Below are 16274 nucleotides of genomic sequence, written 5' to 3'. Positions count from 1 at the left end.
GAGTCTTAAAGTGACTGTTGTTTAATATGCTCAGCTCTACCGGTTCTAAACAAAATAATGATAAGCCCGATAATTCCTCCAAGGAATCCCGCGACAACTACAATGATAGAACGCCTAGGCTTGTGCTTTAATTCAGGAACAACGGCAGGATCAACCACTTTGAAAACATAATCTTTACGGATTTCGGTTAACATTCGAGATTTGATTTGTTCTTCCATCAAGCTCGTAAATGCCTTTCTCAGCTCCTGTACATAAGATTCTTCAGCAAGTTTTTGTAAATACTTAATGCTATTGTCAGCTTCATTGCGATCCATCACTCTAATTGCTTCATTTAACTTTTCAATTAGCAGTATTGTCCATTTAGCGGCAAGGTTTGGTGAATAAAACTCCAAACTAACTACTACAAAACCTGATTTAGGATCTTGCTCAACCTCTAATAGCTGTGAGAATACTTCAAAGGTTTCTTGAATAGATGGGATCTGTTTTCTTGAAGGTGGTGCTGTTCTTACCCAGGTTTTGCTTTCGACATCGTAAACTTCAGGATCGATTATTAACGTATCCGATACAGGATCCCATTCAGAAGCTGCCATTATAGGCACAACAAGATCATTTTCTTTTATAAACTCCCCCAAAAAAGCTTGTGATTTAATCAACTCTAGCGCTAATTTAGCGTTCTCATCACCACCTTCGCCTAAACTAAGCCCTGCAACAGCAGCCAATCCACCTAAATCACCGGCAAGCCCTCCTAGCGAAGACTGTTCTTCAGAAACAGGCATAAGTAACGTCTGCGCTTTATAGACATTTGCCTGATTGACTGCCCAAATCAACGCAATAATCGCAAAAGAAAAGCCTGAAATAACTAGCGTCAACCAGTTTTGAAGAAATAACGAGAACAACCCGTATAAAGATAATTCTTCAGTTGTTTGATTCGCAGTTAATTGCGTTGATTCCATAAAAATTATTCCAAGATAATTAAGCACATAAATAAAGTGCAAAATTATATATTGTAACGTTCTCAGTGTCGATTTATGACGTTAACTATTCTTATAAAATTTTTTATGTAGTGATCTTATAATTGAAAAATTTGAAGAGAGGAAATAACGCAATTTACTGGTGAAGTAACCTGTACCTATTTGTCGAATTAGATCATGCAAGCTCATGACTCTGGCTTCTCTGCGCAGCATCATAAACTCTTGGTTAATGATATTTTTTCGTGACATCAAGTGCCCATGCTTTTGCATAAATTGATGATACCCTTTGACGCTATTAGGACTAGATATCATGCGATTTGACGAACCAGTATCGTTAATAATGTAGGTTGGATTTGCAATTCGCTTAGCCATCCCATAATGCTCAATTAAGCGTGTCCATAAGTCATAATCTTGACAAGCAACAAAAGTTTCGTCAAAACCGCCTAACGCTTTAACTCGTTCAGTAGCGACTAAGACTTGCGTTGTGGCTTCATTGTAGTTCAGCTGCTGCTTTAACGAAATATCCATATTTCGGCTATCAATCAAACGCTGTTTTTTGCCGTAATCCCACCACGCACTTGAACAAATAAACGCATATTTTCCATCATACTGACTCAGCAATGATTCGATCCGATTAGGCAAGAATAAATCATCATCATCAAGCCCGGTTATGAACTTACCGTAAGCATGTTGTATCGCGATATTTCTTGCAGCACATGCACCTGCGCTTGTTTTATTACTAAAAAATCTTACCCGTTGATCGTTGTTAACTACCGTCTCTAAAAAGGCGACAGTATCATCAGTAGAGCCATCATCTACAACGATGACATCCAAATTCGAATAGGTTTGCTCAAGAATTGAGTTAAGCGCACGCTCAAGCAAATCACGCCTATTTTTAGTAGGCATATAGACACTAACAAGCGGATTTTGTTGGAGTAAGTTCATAGTTTTAATAAAGCTGCAGCATTAGCAACGATTTGATAAGTCCCTATGCCATTTATTGCGTCGTCCAAAATGATATTCGACTCTAGCTAGTACTTTGGCACAAAGTTTGGTTGTAATAAATATCAATCTCGCGACTAACTTTTGTGGCGCTCTATTTCCTGACGTTACACCGGCACTAAAATGACCCATTTGATCCAGTTGAATATTCCCGCGCTCAACACGGGCCAATACTGTAATGAGGCTATAGATATTTCGTGGCGCAATAAAACTAAAACTAAATTCACTTAAGATTGCATAATCAGTATTGCTAAATGAGCGCCTCAAATATTCGTCATCGGCAATGACATCTGGAAACTGGTTAAGCTCTTTTACTGCTTGAGCACTCAGGGCGATAACGTTTGAAAGTCTTAATGTTTGATTATAGTGAGAACGCTGCTCAACCTGATAGTAATGACTTACCCACTTACTACTTTTAGCCGTATCGAAAGCAACTCTCGGTGAAACAGCCTTTAGTTTGCGCAGTTCAAGTTGCTCAAATAAGGACATGACACACTGGCCCGTAACTAAAATGTCAGCATCAAGTAAAACCACAGCGTCATTGTCGGTTAAACTTAAACCAACGTTGAGTGCATGAGTTTTAGAAGGTTTTTTTTCATCAACCACGTCTATCGTGATCTGCTTCATGTTATTTTTTTGAGCAACTGATGTGGCAAAGAGTTGCATAACATCTACGCTATTGTCAGTACAACCGTTACAAACGATAAATATTTTACAGTCAGTTAAGGCATCATCAGCAAGTAAACTCGCCAAGGTATTGGGCAACAGATTTGCTTCATTATACGCGGGTATGATTATGCTTTTCATGAATTAAAGCTGCTCGATTATATTTTTGGCGACTTGCTCTGGCGTATAATACGTTAATACTCTATTGGGACCAAAACCAGAATATTTTGCTCTATTCTGCGCTACTATTTTAATTTTATCTGCTACTTCTGTAGCTGACACAGACTGACAACATTCACCAACCTCTGGCGTAACAACATCGTTTATCGGTCCCCAACCATATGCAATCACCGGTAAGTCGTATGCCATTGCTTCAATAAATACCATACCAAACGAATCATAGGTTGACGGTAAACAAAATATATCAGCTTGTGACATTAAACTGTGCTTTTGCTCGCCATCAATCCAGCCTGTAAACTCAATGCGATCATTCGCCTCTGATAAACTAGCCATTGATTGATAATGTTCAAGTTGTACGCCATCACCGGCAATAGTTAACGTGTAATGCTCAGGCAATAATTCAAAAGCACTTATCACCGTTTCAATGCCTTTCCCGTCAACCATACGTGCCATGGTTAAAATTTTCACCGTATCGTTAGACTTTATATTTCTTGGATTATCAAGATATTGCTTCGCTATTTGGCAACTAAAACTATTATTGGGGTTTGGTGAAATAATGATAGGCTTTTCAATACCTCTCTCTTGCATTAGAGATTTCCACCAAGGCGTTAAAGCCACTATTTTTGAATAAGGAAGCATGACAAGGCGTAAGAAAAAACGAGTAAATAGGCTGCCATTAATATATTGATTGAAGGTCGGAGAATGAATGTGAGCAATGGTTTTTGCCCCTAGTATTCTCGGTACAACAGCGAGGGTGAATTTTCTCGTCATTGATAGCCAAGGGCCACAATGAAACCAAAACACAGCATTTGAACGATATCTCAATGCAAGCAATTTAATCTTTACCAGCGCGATTATCCAGCAGACAATGGAGTTTCGATCTCCATCATGTGATACCACAAATTCATAATCTATATTGTGAGCTTCCAGACCTTCAATATAGCCAGTAAGAGCCGTGGAAATACCGCCTTTTCCGCTATCCGCCTTTGTGCCAACTATGATGAGTTTTTTCATATTATTTGTTTCAACATAAGAGCTAAAGCTTTCGTACTAGCTCTAAGAATAAATAGCGCAATAAGTTACCTTGCCTAAGGGCACGAGAAGGTTGGTTTGCCAAGCGGTAAAACCATTCTAAATTAAGCTTACGATACAGTAACGGTGCCCGCTTCACTTTGTTGGTATATACATCATAAGTTCCACCAACCCCCATAAAAAAGGTATCAGGGCATAACTCTCGGCACTGTTGAATGAATAATTCCTGCCTTGGAGAGCCTAGTGCTACAGACACTATTTTAGGCTGCACACTGACGATTCTTTCTATCACAGCCTGCTCTTGGCTCTTATCAAAATAACCATCTTGATAACCGCACACATTCACGCCATATTGCGCTTCTAACTGATTAACCGCAGCAAAGTTAGTTTCTTTTGTTGCACCAACAAGAAACACTGGCAAGTCAAATTCAGCTGATTTTTCCATCAATGCTTCCCAAAGCTCGCAACCTGGAATACGAGAAACACGCTGCCTTGATTTTCGTTTAAGGGTTTTTACAACACCTATGCCGTCAGCATAGCGAATGCTCGCTGACAAAATCGCTTCTTTTGTATCAGGCTCATTTATTGATTGAATCACTTTTTCAGGGTTTATAGCGATAGCACTGCCTGGCAATACATCTCCCCGAGCCGAAATAATGTGATTAACGGCGTCTTCCATGGTTGGAAATATATCAATAGGTAATCCGCCGACTAGATTTGAAGGCGTGACCTCAAAAAACTCATCAATATATCCATAACCCCAAAAGGGCTGATTTACGTATGTATCAAATGTTGTAGATTTAGCCTGCTCAATTGCAGAAAAAATCTTGTCAAAGTCATGACAAACACAAGCAAGGTTGTTTTCTTCCAAATACGAGGCTAAATCGAGTTGATGATCATCAACTCGATCGCTATTAGGTACCACCACCATACGTCGATGTTCTTCCAGCAACTGAAATACTGTACCTGCACCCGCATGTGCAATGACTAGATCGCTTTGCTCGAAATACTTGTCTATTTGATCCGTGTAGCGAAAGAACTCATGATTTTTAGGTGTATAATCACCGTTAGCCAATTGAATGGTAATGTCGTACTGCTTAGGTGACAAATTTTCATCAATTGCTTGGATCAGTGAGTTGTAATGGGTATTACCAACAGTGACGAATATTTTCATAGTCGTCCCATATAAATACCATCAGGATAAAATTTACGCAGCGACTCTTGTTGAATAAAAAATTTATTCGCTATCAGGTACATCATGCGCCCCGCAATCGATGGAGTGGAAAATCGACACCAATCTTCAAAGAAAATCACTTTTTTAAACAGCATACGGCATATCAAGCTAGGTACTACCGCAAGACCAGGACCAGTAGAAATCATGCCTACTACACGATATTTAAAACAAATCCGGACCATTTGCACAATGGCCAGAAAAATATAGGCAATAGAAATAAAAAAATTTTTGTACCAATAAAACTTATCCCTAGCATCGATACAAAAATAACTATCAACAATACATGGGAAGTCGAGATCGGCATTAGATAGAGTAACATATTGGCAATTTTGCTCTGCCTCTGTTTTATTGCTCAAAAATCGCTTCATTTGTGCGGCATGGCCGCCTTTACCGTAAACCAGTAAGATGACCTCTGTTTTTTTATTAAACATAGATTCTCTATTCAGTAGTCTTTTACAATTTCAATGAGTTCTGTCGTTGAGATAGAAGGAGTTCGGGGTAAATAGACAACCTCACATATATCTTTAAACTCATCAAATTTACCGGCCCAATCATCACCCATGACTAAAACATCAGCCCGATAATTAATAATGTATTCTCGCTTTAGTTCTAGTGACTCTTCATAAAACACTTCATCAACACATTTTAGCTCTTGTACTATCGCACTGCGGCTGTGTTGCGGGCAAATAGGGTAACGATTTTTTTTAGAGAAGTTAAGTTCATCCGTCGACACGCCAACAATAAGATGATTCCCATACGCTGCCGACCTTTTTAAAATATTTAGATGGCCAACATGGAAAATATCAAAAGTACCAAACGTTATCACGCGTGACATATGTATTACCGTAGAAAATTAAAAGTGCGCTATTGTAGTGAATAACGCCTGCAGATTAAATCAATATTACTAATTTAATTCATTACTAATTGTTGACCAAACTAATTTGGCGCTTTCTTTGATGTCAGCTGAATAATCAGACAATTCAGCGCTATTTTGCTCTGCAGATTCTGCAAAATGACTAATAACACCTGAAAGGGCAGTCTTATCTATTGATGCATCTAATATCCAGTTTTTGCATCCGTAATCATCAAAAAGCTGCTCATACTTATGAGACCAGCTTGTCCCCAAGCAAGGAACATTTTGTGAAAGTGCACTGACACAACCATGATACCGCGAACTTATCACCCAAGCACATTGCCCTATAATCGACTTTATTGCCAAACAACTTTCAGGGTTAACAATTTCAACTGGAAACGCCAACTTATGATTAATTTGCTGACAAATTTGTTGATCTCCCTTCCCTTCATGGTTTAGTAAAAATACCTTTTGATTTATCGCTTGAGCCGCTTCAATAGCATTAACAAGAACGTCGATGTATTTTTCTCGCCACAAAGTGTTTTTATTACTATTGCTGATCATTTTACTATTCGGAATAACAGCTACTTGGCCTTTTAAATAAACATATTGAGATGGCAACTCAGGGACCAATAAATTAGTGAAGTCTGGGGCTAATTGCACATTACTTTGTGCCGTCAGTTCTGTTACATGATTCACTGACACGCTATCTCTAGCAAAAGCCACTGCAACGTTTTCAGTTAATACCCTCGCAGCTTGCTGATACTTAAGACTAGAAAAAGGCCCTAATGCTTGTGGCATCAGTATATATTGCTTATTTTTTTTCTTGAATCGCTTGGCGATTAAGCTTGCTTGCTTTAGAGGAAGGTAATTCCATTGGTCACCATATAAAAACCCTGAAGCATCAAGCACCATGTCCACATCAGCTTCAGTAACTATACCTAAAGATGTCTTTAAGTACTGGCGAAGATATTTAGGAACAAGATAACTTACTCCATTGAAGTCAAAGCGGTTTTTAACCAATCTGAGTTTTTGATACGCGCCAATTTCAGCACGTTTAAGGTACGGTGAATTCTGATCCGGCTCCATACAAATTTCTGCATCCGGCCACAATTTATTTACCTGGTCGATAATTGCTTGCAACATCAATTCAGCGCCTTTATTGACAAACTGAACGCCCTTAATTTCAATAAGCATTACTTAACGACCTTGATTAATTGCTTCGCACTTTTTTTCTGAGAAAACGGAATCCCGCCAGTGTCTTTTGCATACCCCACTGCAACCATCATTATTGGTCTTTTATGTGCTGGAAGGTTAAGACGATTAGTCAATTTAACTTCAAATGATTCAATGTCGGGCCAATTTATTGGGCATGTGGACAAGCCTAAAGACTCAAACGCCAACATTAATTGCATAGCAACCAGACCACCATCAATATAAATAACGTGACGATCACGCTCGAACGGATATGCGCTTAAATCCCCCATAATGACGATTAGTGCTTGGATATTATCACTAAATCCTTTAGTGCCCATTGGTATACTCGCTATTTCCTGTGCAATGCTAGGTTCAATACATGTGTAAAATTCAAATGGCTGACGATTACAAGCACTTGGTGCTTGAGCCGCCATGTCAATAGCCTGCTCTATCAAAGAGATATCTACGGTCTTATCTTGATACCACCGAGTTGAGCGACGCTGTTTAAATAGTGCATGCAAGTCTTCCTCGCTAATAGAAGATTTGACTCTATTTTCACTGGGATACGGGCTATTAGGAGGTGACTTTGTTGTCGTACGAGACATAGAAACAGGTAAGGCATTAAACAATGCTCTTGCTTTTTTAATCACAGGAGTATCTGTAACAACCTCAAAATAGGCGCTTAATACATCTGATGCCCAATCTAACTCTTCTTTATTAAAACCTTCTTGATTCAAGCACTTGGCAAAAATATCTACTGTTTCACCAATATAAGCTTCAGCAAAGCTTGGCTTTCTGGGCTCCATAATTAAACCCTTTTCAAGGCGATGTGTATTTCTTCTAAGCAATGCATGCGAAGCATTAATGGCTTCAAGCGCCTCATGATAAGCAATACGCCCCGCCAGTACCGATTGATGCTCTCGACGAAATTGACCGTTAATTAAGAAATAGAAGAGTGAGCTGGTAAAACGAAACTTCACGCAGTGCTTCGCAAGGAAGAGGTCTACTTTAGCGCGAGTTCGAGCAAGCGCATCAAAGAGTGTCTCTGGTAATATTTTTTTTATTAATGCCTTCATTTAACACTTGCTAATTTAAAGGCGAAAACTAAGCCTTTATTGTTGAATACGCAGGTATATTCTAGCGAATAGACGACATAACAGCTAGCGAAATTAACTTTCGCTCTCGATACGAATTAAATAATGGTATATTAGTCATTAGATGCACTATCTTATTATAATCAAAGCAAAATATTTTCATGAATTGGTCTAAAAGCGCACAAAACAGCATATTGCTTATCGCAGAAAAGGTGATAGTAATAGGCTTCGCGTTTGTCACTAGTGTATTGCTTGCTCGTGTGGGTGGTACTGAGCTTTTTGGTCAATATGCTTATGTAACTGCTTTTGCCACATTATTTTCTCCTCTGTGTATTATGGGCTTAAACAACATAGTCACTAAGTATGTCGTAAAATATCCACGAAATAGTCATTACTACGTAAAGTCCGCACTAACTATTCGATTATTAGGTGCTGCAGCATCCGTTGTATTAGGTACAGCTGGGATTTTATTGTTTAATGATAACAATACGCTATCGAGCTATATATTTCTGTTACTGCTCTTTCAAAGTGCTAATGCCTTACTCATTTATGAGTACTTTTTTCTCGCTAAGCAGCAAGTAGTATCTACGCTAAAAATAAGAATGTCAGTTGCTGTTATTGCTAATATTGTCAAAATCATCGTTATTGTTAACCAAGCAAATTTATTGCCTTTAATAATAATTCAATGCATTGAGTATGCTGCGGTAGCCTTGCTATACCATGTTCAATACCGATCTCAGCAGCATCAAATACAAATTACCCGCCCGGCTAACCGTCATGGCGCACAAGTAATGTTGCATAAGGGTAAGTGGTTATTATTATCGGGCATTGCGGCAATAATTTATCTAAAAATAGATCAAATTATGCTAGCTAATTTAGTAAGCACCGAAGAAGTTGCCTATTACGCCGCAGCGGCCAAGCTATCAGAGTTTTGGTATATCTTTCCAATTCTAATCGCCAATGCTTATAACCCAAGCATAATCACTAAACGTAAATTAGGTACAAAGGCGATGAACGGCTTTTTGCTGTACTTACTCGCCTTATTCATCATCACAGCATTAGTGATTAGCTTTGCGACTTTGATTTTATCTGAGCCGATCATTGCATTAGTTTACGGCGATAATTATCTACCTAGTGCCGCCATTTTAAGTGTTCACATATTTGCGAGTATATTTATTTTTCAACGTGCATTGTTTAGCAAATGGTTAATCATCAATAATCATTTAAAATACAGCTTATATACACATGGTTTAGGCGCTGTGTGCAACGTGCTATTAAATATATTTTTAATCCCTAAATATGGTGGCCTTGGCGCCGCTTGGGCAACACTACTCTCCTACATTGTTGCTAGCTATATCAGTTTATTTTTGTATCAAAAAACACGACCGTTTGCCTTTTTGATGACCAAAGCAATGTTACAATGGCCGCAAATTATAGTCGCTGGATTACAGCGTAAAAAAGTGGCAATAGATGAAAAATAATATGGCACAAGGCAGTTAAGATTAGCGCTATGGTAAATATTAAAAATTTAGTAAAGCAGTTACTGATAAAACAAGGCTATGATATCGCTTTGCATCCTATTGCTAAGGAAGCGTATGAAGGACCAAAAATTGCCTTTGTGCATATCGCAAAGTGTGCCGGTATGTCGGTCGATAAAGCGCTGAGGCAAGCGATTGCGCTGCCACAACAGCAACGTATTGACCGAGATGCAACGCTTGCTGCGAGCGTGGCAAGCTTTAGCAAAGAAATATTATCAGAAGAAGACAGTATTGCCTTTAGCCGACATCACGCGAAAAACCTTTCAAGCATCTTCGATTATTACCTTGCAAAGCAATGGCAATACGTTAGTGGGCACGTTACCGTAAACAGTGAATTGCTGGCTAAGTACGCTAACGACTATGCGTTTATGACCGTGCTGCGCGATCCAGTTGAGCGATTTAAATCCAACTATATTTACAACAAACTCACCAATCAAAACCCTTTTATGCTGCCTAATGCCTTAAACACATCAAGGCAAAGTGAAGCTGAACTTATAGCTGAAGCTGAGGCTATTATTAATAGTGAACGCGGTTGGCAATTGGCTAATACTCAAACCATGTTTTTAACAGGCCGTTACCCTAAAGACAGTGCTGATGCTGAGTCAATGCAAATTGAGGTTATGGGTAACTTAGAACAATTTAAGGTAGTTGGCTTTTTGGATGATTTAGATGCGTTTGCTATGCAATGTAGTCAATTGACGGAGCGTAAAATTACTTTTGAAAAAATAAACACTCAATCATCTGTCATGAAAAAAGAGGAAGGTGTGAGTAACTCTTTGCAGGCATACTTCAGCCGTCCAAAAACAATAAATAAGCTGAGTGACTTATGTTGTAGTGAGTTAGAAATTGTGGGTAAAGCGAGAGGAAAGCTTAGTTAACTCGAACAATAAAAACTAGAGACATATTATTGTTCTTTAGACAACCCCATTCTTCTAGTGCCTTAAGATGTTAAATGCCGACTTTGTCGGCATTTTAAGTTAGTAAAATCAATTCAATTTAAAAGACGTAACAATGCGTTTAAACTCTTTCATCACTTCGTCTTCAACTTGTTCTGCGCCGCTAACGGATAAGGTGTAAACGGTGTTTCGTGGTAGGTCTAACACCGTAAGATTTTTAATTACCTGCTTATTGCCTCCAAAATCAGCGCGGAAATCATATTCTTTGTTATTTTCACTGCCTTTATACACTTTGCCAAGTGGCGTTGTTAGCGCTAATTTAACCTCGGTTGCACCTTTAGCATTAATACCGTCTAATGCGCTTTTAATCACACCTGCCCACTCAGCATCACTGCCCGTATAATTTGCGCCAGTTAATCGCTGACAAGTGACGTTAGACGCAACTTTAGCACTGTTATGCGTATATGAGCTTAATTGCTGATTCATTTCTAAACTTGTTGCCTTATCAAGCTGTAGGTTTTGTTTTTTACTGAAGGGTTTAACTTTAAAGTTCAATGAAGCATCACAGCTGTTTGACAAAATAACTTCAGAGTTTTCGGCTGAAGCGGCGTTAGTGTTAAAGGTCATAATAGAGGTAACCAGCACTAAAAGAAAAGACAATGAAGTAATACGAACTGTCACAAAAATTCTCCGTAAATAATGTCTTGGCAATAAGCCAATGATTAAAGGTTTTAAACCGAATTATTTCTCGGTGATATAGTGAGGACGATAATATAAAAAAATTGCTGCAAGGTATATAGAAGAGTTATAGCGTAATTCAGATTAGCTGATAATAACCTATACATTTCTCTTTAATAATTTTCAGGCAATAAAAAACCCAGCCTAAGCTGGGTTTTTAAAGTAAATATCGCTAGATAAACTAGTGATTATTGACCGTGTTGTTGAGTAGTAGAAATCTCAGTACGACCAGTGTCATCTGTAGTGAATGCGTAAGCATTAACATCGCCTTCTTTAGCATCGATGTTAAAAGTAACGCTTAACTTAGTTAATGAATCAGTTGGAAGACCAAATAATGCAATTAACTCAGCTTGGCTAACTTTAGTTACAGCATTTTTACCTAAGTCTTTACCTAAGTCCATTGAAGTGTAAGTGTCAGTTCCATCAGCATCAATTACACTAACAATTACATCAACATCTGATGAGCTGTTGTTTGCGAAGTGAATTGAAGATGAAGTACCTTCTTTACCTACAGGGAAGTAAGGTACAGTGATTACAGTTGCGTCGAGTTTCCACTCACCTGCATCAGCATCAGTTTGTGTAACGAATGCTTTAGCGCCACCAAAACCAACACTTGAATCCATTAAGAATTCAGTAGCAGGAATAGTTTTACCTGCAGCCACAGGCTTAGTCAAAGCTAGGTAAAAATCACCTAACACGTTACCAGCAAAGTTATCAGCAGATACAACTACACGAGCAGTGGTATCATTTACTTTAGCAACTGTAGCTGTAGTACCAGCTAAAGCAATAGGTGTTGCAGCTGTGCTTAATAAGAAAGCTTCAGCAGTAGCCATATTAGCAGCGTAATCTTTGAAGTTACCAGTTACATCTACAGTTAAAGTTGTAGTAGCAGCAGTTACTTTACTAGCTAACGTCTGGTTATCTGTAACATCAATTAAAACTGCATCATCTAAAGACGCAGAGTTACTACCATTAGCAAACAAGTCACCATTTTTAGTAAATGTTACTTGATTCAAACGTTCTACCACACCATCAAAATCAGACTTTACTGAAACTGCATATTGATCTTGAGTAACAAGGAACAAACCTGTGTTATCACCTGAAGTATCTTTAGCATCACCAGTTAGACCTGATTTAGCTGAATAAGTAGCTGTAGCTGTAGATGCTTTAGTTGCGTCAAAAGCTGAAGCTGGTAAATAAAGTTCAAATGATGAATCTTTAGTTACTGGGTCACCTGTGTTAACTTCTAAAACTAAAATACCTTTTGAAAGGTCAGTAGAAGCATGCTCAGACACTGTGTATGTACCTGAACCGTAGTTGACATCAATTTTCGCAACATCAGCAGCTGGAAGTGTATCAACAGCTAGCGCTGCCAAACCAGTTTTATCAACACCTGTACCAAAGGTAAAAGTAATCAAATCACCTGCTTCAAGCTGTTCACGTACGATTACGCGAATTGTAGATGCTGTTGCGCCATTCACTTCAATACCTTGAGCTGAGTGAGCAACTGTTGCATCAGTCAAATCAGCAGCATTTGCTACAGTTGACGCACCTAAGATAGCAGAAGCTACTAGTGCTTTTTTGAAAAATTTCATTATTTTCTTTCTCCTAGTTTCATGAAACCAGCAATAGAGTAATGAGCTCTATTGCCAATATTTTTCCTGTTTCGGCGGGAGTTTTAGCCGAATCAAATCGAATTTAATGATAAAGCCCTAATAAAGTCAAGTAAATAGCTTTCTTATTTTTATATTTTGTTGAATAAACAACCAATTAATACATCAACAAGGCTAATTTAGCTTACTTAACGTTTTTGTGCTTTATATTTACTGTTCTTAACAATAACTATATGCGGCGCATTTTAACCAATAATAGTCAGATGCGCTACTACTTATAGCGAATTAATAGTAGTACAAGTGTTATAGAATTGAAATCTTTAATCTTGTTGTTATTTTCAAGCAAATCACTTTATTAAACATCCATATTTCAATCTGCAGACGACTCGCTACATTTCGATGCTAAGTTACTTTGTCTTTTTGTGGTTTTCAAGTGGTGTGACCAAAAAAAAGCAAAAAACATTAGAATTGTTCTAAATCCTTTGCTTTGTGTCAAAAAACTGACTTGGTTTTAAAGTACTTATGTGGATTTCGTTAGCTTGTTTATTGGTTTTTAGTACTGCGTTTAGATACCGCTTTAGTGCGTCATCCCCGCGCAGTTAGGAGCCGTCTGGAGGTTATTATAGAGATCCCCGCTTTCGCGGGGATGACGTAGTATGCTGGTATGACGTAATAAAGAGTAGCGGCGCTTATAGGTTAATATTTTCTAGGCCTTGAATAAAGCTGTCTTGTACTCGCTTCCAGTCGTCTAAGTTATGCACTATTTTGGGTGTCACTAGAATTACCAACTCTGTTTTAGACGTAGTTTCTGAGTCACTTCTAAAAAGGTGGCCTAGTAAAGGTAGGTCACCTAACCCTGGAATGGCGTTAGCATTATTTGAACGGTTTTCACTGATTAAGCCGCCTAACATAACTGTTTGCCCGTCACCTGCTACCACTTCTGTCGATACTTTACGCTCGAAGATTGATGGTGAACCACTAATAGAAAGTCCATCCGCCGCAATATTCGAAATATTTTGAGAAATGGTCATTATTACAGTCCCTTGTGCATTCACTGTTGGCGTAACGGTTAAATCGATACCTGTTTTACGGTATTGAATATTCGTGGTTTCTCTGTCGCCATTAATAGGGTCTGCGGTTGTGCTTCCTACTGTTGGCACATCATCGCCGACGCTAATTGTAGCATCTACCCCATCCCGCACTAGCAAGGTTGGCCGAGACAGTACATTTACTAGGCCATCTTTTTGATTTAAATTTATATTAATGCTGCCATCAAGTCCTACTACAGAATAACTAAATCCTGATTCACCGTTATAGTTGAAACTTTCAGTCGTACTTCCGCTTGGGCCACTTTTGATTGCGTACTCAACGCCTTTCGCAAAACTTCCTGTAAGGGTAACTTCCGCAATCACTACTTCAAGCATCACTTGCTTAGGCATAACATCAAGCTTACGAATAATGGGTTGCAGCTCTTGATAATGTTTACCCGTTGAATAAAAAATTAACGAGTTTGAGCGAGAATCTACCACCATACGCATGTTTTCGCCTTCAATGGCTTGCGTACTTTGTGTGGCATTTGTAGATGATGAGCGATTATTCTGTTGAGTATTTCCTGAAGCACTATTGCTCAGGTTTGTTGTAGTGTTTCTTGAAAATGACTTATTTGTTGTTGAAGAAATAAGCGGAGTTAAGCTTTCCCCTAGATCAGAAGCCCTAGCATATCTAGGGTGGTAGGTATAAAACGATTGCTCAGAGCCCTTTCTTGGTTTGTCTAGGATATCGGCCCAGTATTCAACCCTATCCAATATTTCATCCGCACTGGCAAAAACGACAACCTTACCTAAATGCTCGATTGGAATAAATTGTAAATTGGTTACAGGGGCACGGGTACTTTTAGAGATAACCCCTTCTTCTTGCAATAGGCTTGTAACTTTTTCAATGAATGTTTCGGAGTCAATGTACTGAAAGCTTAGCATAGCTATGGCTTTATTGAGCATTGCTTTGCTTTCAAGCAGTTTAAGTAATTCTATTGCTCTTACAACTTGTGGGCGTTTACCTTTAATAGTGACTAAACCCTGCGTTGGATCTATTGTTACTGTAGCATCAACTAAGGAAGTTAATGTGTTCCTTAGACCTACACTCACACCGTATTTAGCTGGTACTAATTGGAGAATATCGCCAGATACATTAGGGACATCTTTTTTGCTTGAACCATAACCAAATGCGGTATCAGAACGACTACCTTGTTTGTTAAGCGGGTGAATAAAAAATACATCATCATTAATAGCAACATTAATGGTATTTTGCGCCAATATTTGCTGTACTAGTTGAAAGAGTTTTTTACCTGAGACCTTTTCTTTAAGCTCTAGGGTAACTGGGGTTGTATTGTTTTTAACGCTTGGCTCAATTAAATACGATACGTTAAGTAAATCACCTAATACGTAATGTAGAAAATCATTGAGCGGTAATTCATTTACAGAAACTTGAAATTCAGCGTTATCACTAAATTGTTTAGATAAATCAATTTCAAGCTTTAGGTTATTTTTATTGTCACTTAAATTATTTAAACGAACAAACTCACCTGCTTCATTAAATTCTTGACCATTCACTTGGTCATTCGTTTTAGGTTGACCACCTTCAGATTCTAAATAAGATTTTTTTAAATTCATCTCATTTGATTGTATTGGGCTGTCAGGTTCCATTAGTGATGCACAACCTGACAAGGCAAACATTGATGAGATAACGAGTGCTAATTTATGCTTATTTAATTTTTGCTTGTATTGTGAGTGCATTATTTCTTACGTTCAAATAGTTTAAATTCAATTAGTTCGCTATTGCGATCAAAGCTAATTTTGTTCGATTTTAAGTCGACTAGCGTAGCATCTTGCCCTAGTTTGTCACCTTTGGCTAATCTGACCATATTACCTGATTCGCCTTTCAATAAGATAAAAGGTTTTTGAGGGTCATTAAAAATGCCGTATAAAATGTATTCTTGATCGCCCAAAGCTAAAACTTGCTGTGATGTTGCCGCAACTTTCTCTACCTTTTTAGGTGCGTTTTTTTCTGCTCGTTCGAGTTTTTTAGCCAGCCAAGATTGCTCGGCAGCTAACGGCTCTTTTGCAAGTGTTTTGGGTTGGTATGGTTTAACGTTAACTTGCGCAGCCGAATTTTGAGCTTGGGCATCTGCAAATTCAAAATAATCACTCGCTAAATACGTAAATGTCAGTAAAGACAATATTAACGGAAGTACTCGCATAGGG

The 16274-nt window shown here is 38.4% G+C and carries 15 protein-coding genes; 2 read left to right on the top strand and 13 right to left on the bottom strand.

What is annotated here, in order from left to right; translation table 11 throughout:
* Positions 1-5: 5 nt before the first annotated feature.
* The 9 genes from QUE03_RS04430 to QUE03_RS04390 form a co-directional block, all read right to left on the bottom strand.
* On the bottom strand, positions 6-953 hold the full coding sequence (locus tag QUE03_RS04430) for a GNVR domain-containing protein (protein WP_286265526.1): 948 nt from the start codon (positions 951-953) through the stop codon (positions 6-8).
* 81 nt (positions 954-1034) lie between these two features.
* On the bottom strand, positions 1035-1877 hold the full coding sequence (locus tag QUE03_RS04425) for a glycosyltransferase (protein WP_286265524.1): 843 nt from the start codon (positions 1875-1877) through the stop codon (positions 1035-1037).
* A gap of 60 nt (positions 1878-1937) precedes the next feature.
* Positions 1938-2780 carry a glycosyltransferase family 2 protein gene (locus QUE03_RS04420; RefSeq protein WP_286265522.1) on the bottom strand — a complete coding sequence of 281 codons (843 nt, stop codon included), beginning with the start codon at positions 2778-2780 and terminating at the stop codon, positions 1938-1940.
* A gap of 3 nt (positions 2781-2783) precedes the next feature.
* A complete protein-coding gene (locus tag QUE03_RS04415) occupies positions 2784-3833 on the bottom strand; it encodes a glycosyltransferase family 4 protein (protein ID WP_286265520.1) in 1050 nt (349 codons plus the stop codon).
* Between the two features lie 22 nt (positions 3834-3855).
* Positions 3856-5025 carry a PssE/Cps14G family polysaccharide biosynthesis glycosyltransferase gene (gene pssE, locus QUE03_RS04410; protein ID WP_286265518.1) on the bottom strand — a complete coding sequence of 390 codons (1170 nt, stop codon included), beginning with the start codon at positions 5023-5025 and terminating at the stop codon, positions 3856-3858.
* Positions 5022-5516, bottom strand: a complete 495-nt coding sequence (gene pssD, locus QUE03_RS04405) for a PssD/Cps14F family polysaccharide biosynthesis glycosyltransferase (RefSeq protein ID WP_286265517.1) — start codon at positions 5514-5516, stop codon at positions 5022-5024. Before pssD ends, pssE begins: the two co-directional genes overlap by 4 nt.
* Before the next feature lie 11 nt (positions 5517-5527).
* The gene (locus QUE03_RS04400; RefSeq protein ID WP_286265515.1) at positions 5528-5920 is read right to left on the bottom strand and encodes an FAD synthase family protein; all 393 of its coding nucleotides are present in this window, start codon (positions 5918-5920) and stop codon (positions 5528-5530) included.
* Positions 5921-5989: 69 nt separating this feature from the next.
* The gene (locus tag QUE03_RS04395) at positions 5990-7135 is read right to left on the bottom strand and encodes a polysaccharide pyruvyl transferase family protein (RefSeq protein ID WP_286265511.1); all 1146 of its coding nucleotides are present in this window, start codon (positions 7133-7135) and stop codon (positions 5990-5992) included.
* The gene (locus QUE03_RS04390; protein WP_286265509.1) at positions 7135-8211 is read right to left on the bottom strand and encodes a nitroreductase family protein; all 1077 of its coding nucleotides are present in this window, start codon (positions 8209-8211) and stop codon (positions 7135-7137) included. The genes QUE03_RS04395 and QUE03_RS04390 overlap by 1 nt, the downstream gene beginning before the upstream one ends.
* 179 nt (positions 8212-8390) lie before the next feature.
* Here QUE03_RS04390 and QUE03_RS04385 point away from each other — a divergent pair, with 179 nt between their 5' ends.
* Complete coding sequence (locus QUE03_RS04385; RefSeq protein ID WP_286265507.1) at positions 8391-9710, top strand: flippase; 1320 nt, start codon at positions 8391-8393, stop codon at positions 9708-9710.
* Between the two features lie 29 nt (positions 9711-9739).
* Positions 9740-10645 (top strand): sulfotransferase family 2 domain-containing protein, encoded by a 906-nt coding sequence (locus QUE03_RS04380; RefSeq protein WP_286265505.1) that lies wholly within the window; start codon positions 9740-9742, stop codon positions 10643-10645.
* Positions 10646-10753: 108 nt separating this feature from the next.
* On the opposite strand, the gene QUE03_RS04375 is transcribed toward QUE03_RS04380, so the two are convergent.
* The 4 genes from QUE03_RS04375 to QUE03_RS04360 all read right to left on the bottom strand — a co-directional run bounded on the left by QUE03_RS04375 (position 10754) and on the right by QUE03_RS04360 (position 16270).
* The gene (locus QUE03_RS04375) at positions 10754-11344 is read right to left on the bottom strand and encodes a hypothetical protein (RefSeq protein ID WP_286265501.1); all 591 of its coding nucleotides are present in this window, start codon (positions 11342-11344) and stop codon (positions 10754-10756) included.
* A gap of 245 nt (positions 11345-11589) precedes the next feature.
* Positions 11590-12996, bottom strand: a complete 1407-nt coding sequence (locus QUE03_RS04370; RefSeq protein WP_286265499.1) for a hypothetical protein — start codon at positions 12994-12996, stop codon at positions 11590-11592.
* A gap of 707 nt (positions 12997-13703) precedes the next feature.
* Positions 13704-15806, bottom strand: a complete 2103-nt coding sequence (locus tag QUE03_RS04365) for a secretin GspD/PilQ domain-containing protein (protein ID WP_286265497.1) — start codon at positions 15804-15806, stop codon at positions 13704-13706.
* Positions 15806-16270: a hypothetical protein gene (locus tag QUE03_RS04360; protein WP_286265495.1), complete on the bottom strand. Its 465-nt coding sequence runs from the start codon at positions 16268-16270 to the stop codon at positions 15806-15808. Before QUE03_RS04360 ends, QUE03_RS04365 begins: the two co-directional genes overlap by 1 nt.
* Between the last annotated feature and the right edge of the window lie 4 nt (positions 16271-16274).

Origin of the sequence: Thalassotalea atypica, from assembly GCF_030295975.1 — a bacterium.
In the GTDB taxonomy this organism is placed as follows: Bacteria; Pseudomonadota; Gammaproteobacteria; order Enterobacterales; family Alteromonadaceae; genus Thalassotalea_F; species Thalassotalea_F atypica.
Note: the sequence above shows the minus strand (reverse complement) of the source record. Positions and strands in the feature narration are given on the sequence as shown.

Coding starts and splice junctions, on each gene's coding strand:
- QUE03_RS04415 (WP_286265520.1), bottom strand. CDS start 3,833: ATGAAAAAACTCATCATAGTTGGCACAAAGGCGGATAGCGGAAAAGGC.
- QUE03_RS04395 (WP_286265511.1), bottom strand. CDS start 7,135: ATGCTTATTGAAATTAAGGGCGTTCAGTTTGTCAATAAAGGCGCTGAA.
- QUE03_RS04420 (WP_286265522.1), bottom strand. CDS start 2,780: ATGAAAAGCATAATCATACCCGCGTATAATGAAGCAAATCTGTTGCCC.
- QUE03_RS04390 (WP_286265509.1), bottom strand. CDS start 8,211: ATGAAGGCATTAATAAAAAAAATATTACCAGAGACACTCTTTGATGCG.
- pssE (WP_286265518.1), bottom strand. CDS start 5,025: ATGAAAATATTCGTCACTGTTGGTAATACCCATTACAACTCACTGATC.
- QUE03_RS04400 (WP_286265515.1), bottom strand. CDS start 5,920: ATGTCACGCGTGATAACGTTTGGTACTTTTGATATTTTCCATGTTGGC.
- QUE03_RS04360 (WP_286265495.1), bottom strand. CDS start 16,270: ATGCGAGTACTTCCGTTAATATTGTCTTTACTGACATTTACGTATTTA.
- QUE03_RS04370 (WP_286265499.1), bottom strand. CDS start 12,996: ATGAAATTTTTCAAAAAAGCACTAGTAGCTTCTGCTATCTTAGGTGCG.
- QUE03_RS04380 (WP_286265505.1), top strand. CDS start 9,740: ATGGTAAATATTAAAAATTTAGTAAAGCAGTTACTGATAAAACAAGGC.
- QUE03_RS04425 (WP_286265524.1), bottom strand. CDS start 1,877: ATGCCTACTAAAAATAGGCGTGATTTGCTTGAGCGTGCGCTTAACTCA.
- QUE03_RS04385 (WP_286265507.1), top strand. CDS start 8,391: ATGAATTGGTCTAAAAGCGCACAAAACAGCATATTGCTTATCGCAGAA.
- pssD (WP_286265517.1), bottom strand. CDS start 5,516: ATGTTTAATAAAAAAACAGAGGTCATCTTACTGGTTTACGGTAAAGGC.
- QUE03_RS04365 (WP_286265497.1), bottom strand. CDS start 15,806: ATGCACTCACAATACAAGCAAAAATTAAATAAGCATAAATTAGCACTC.
- QUE03_RS04430 (WP_286265526.1), bottom strand. CDS start 953: ATGGAATCAACGCAATTAACTGCGAATCAAACAACTGAAGAATTATCT.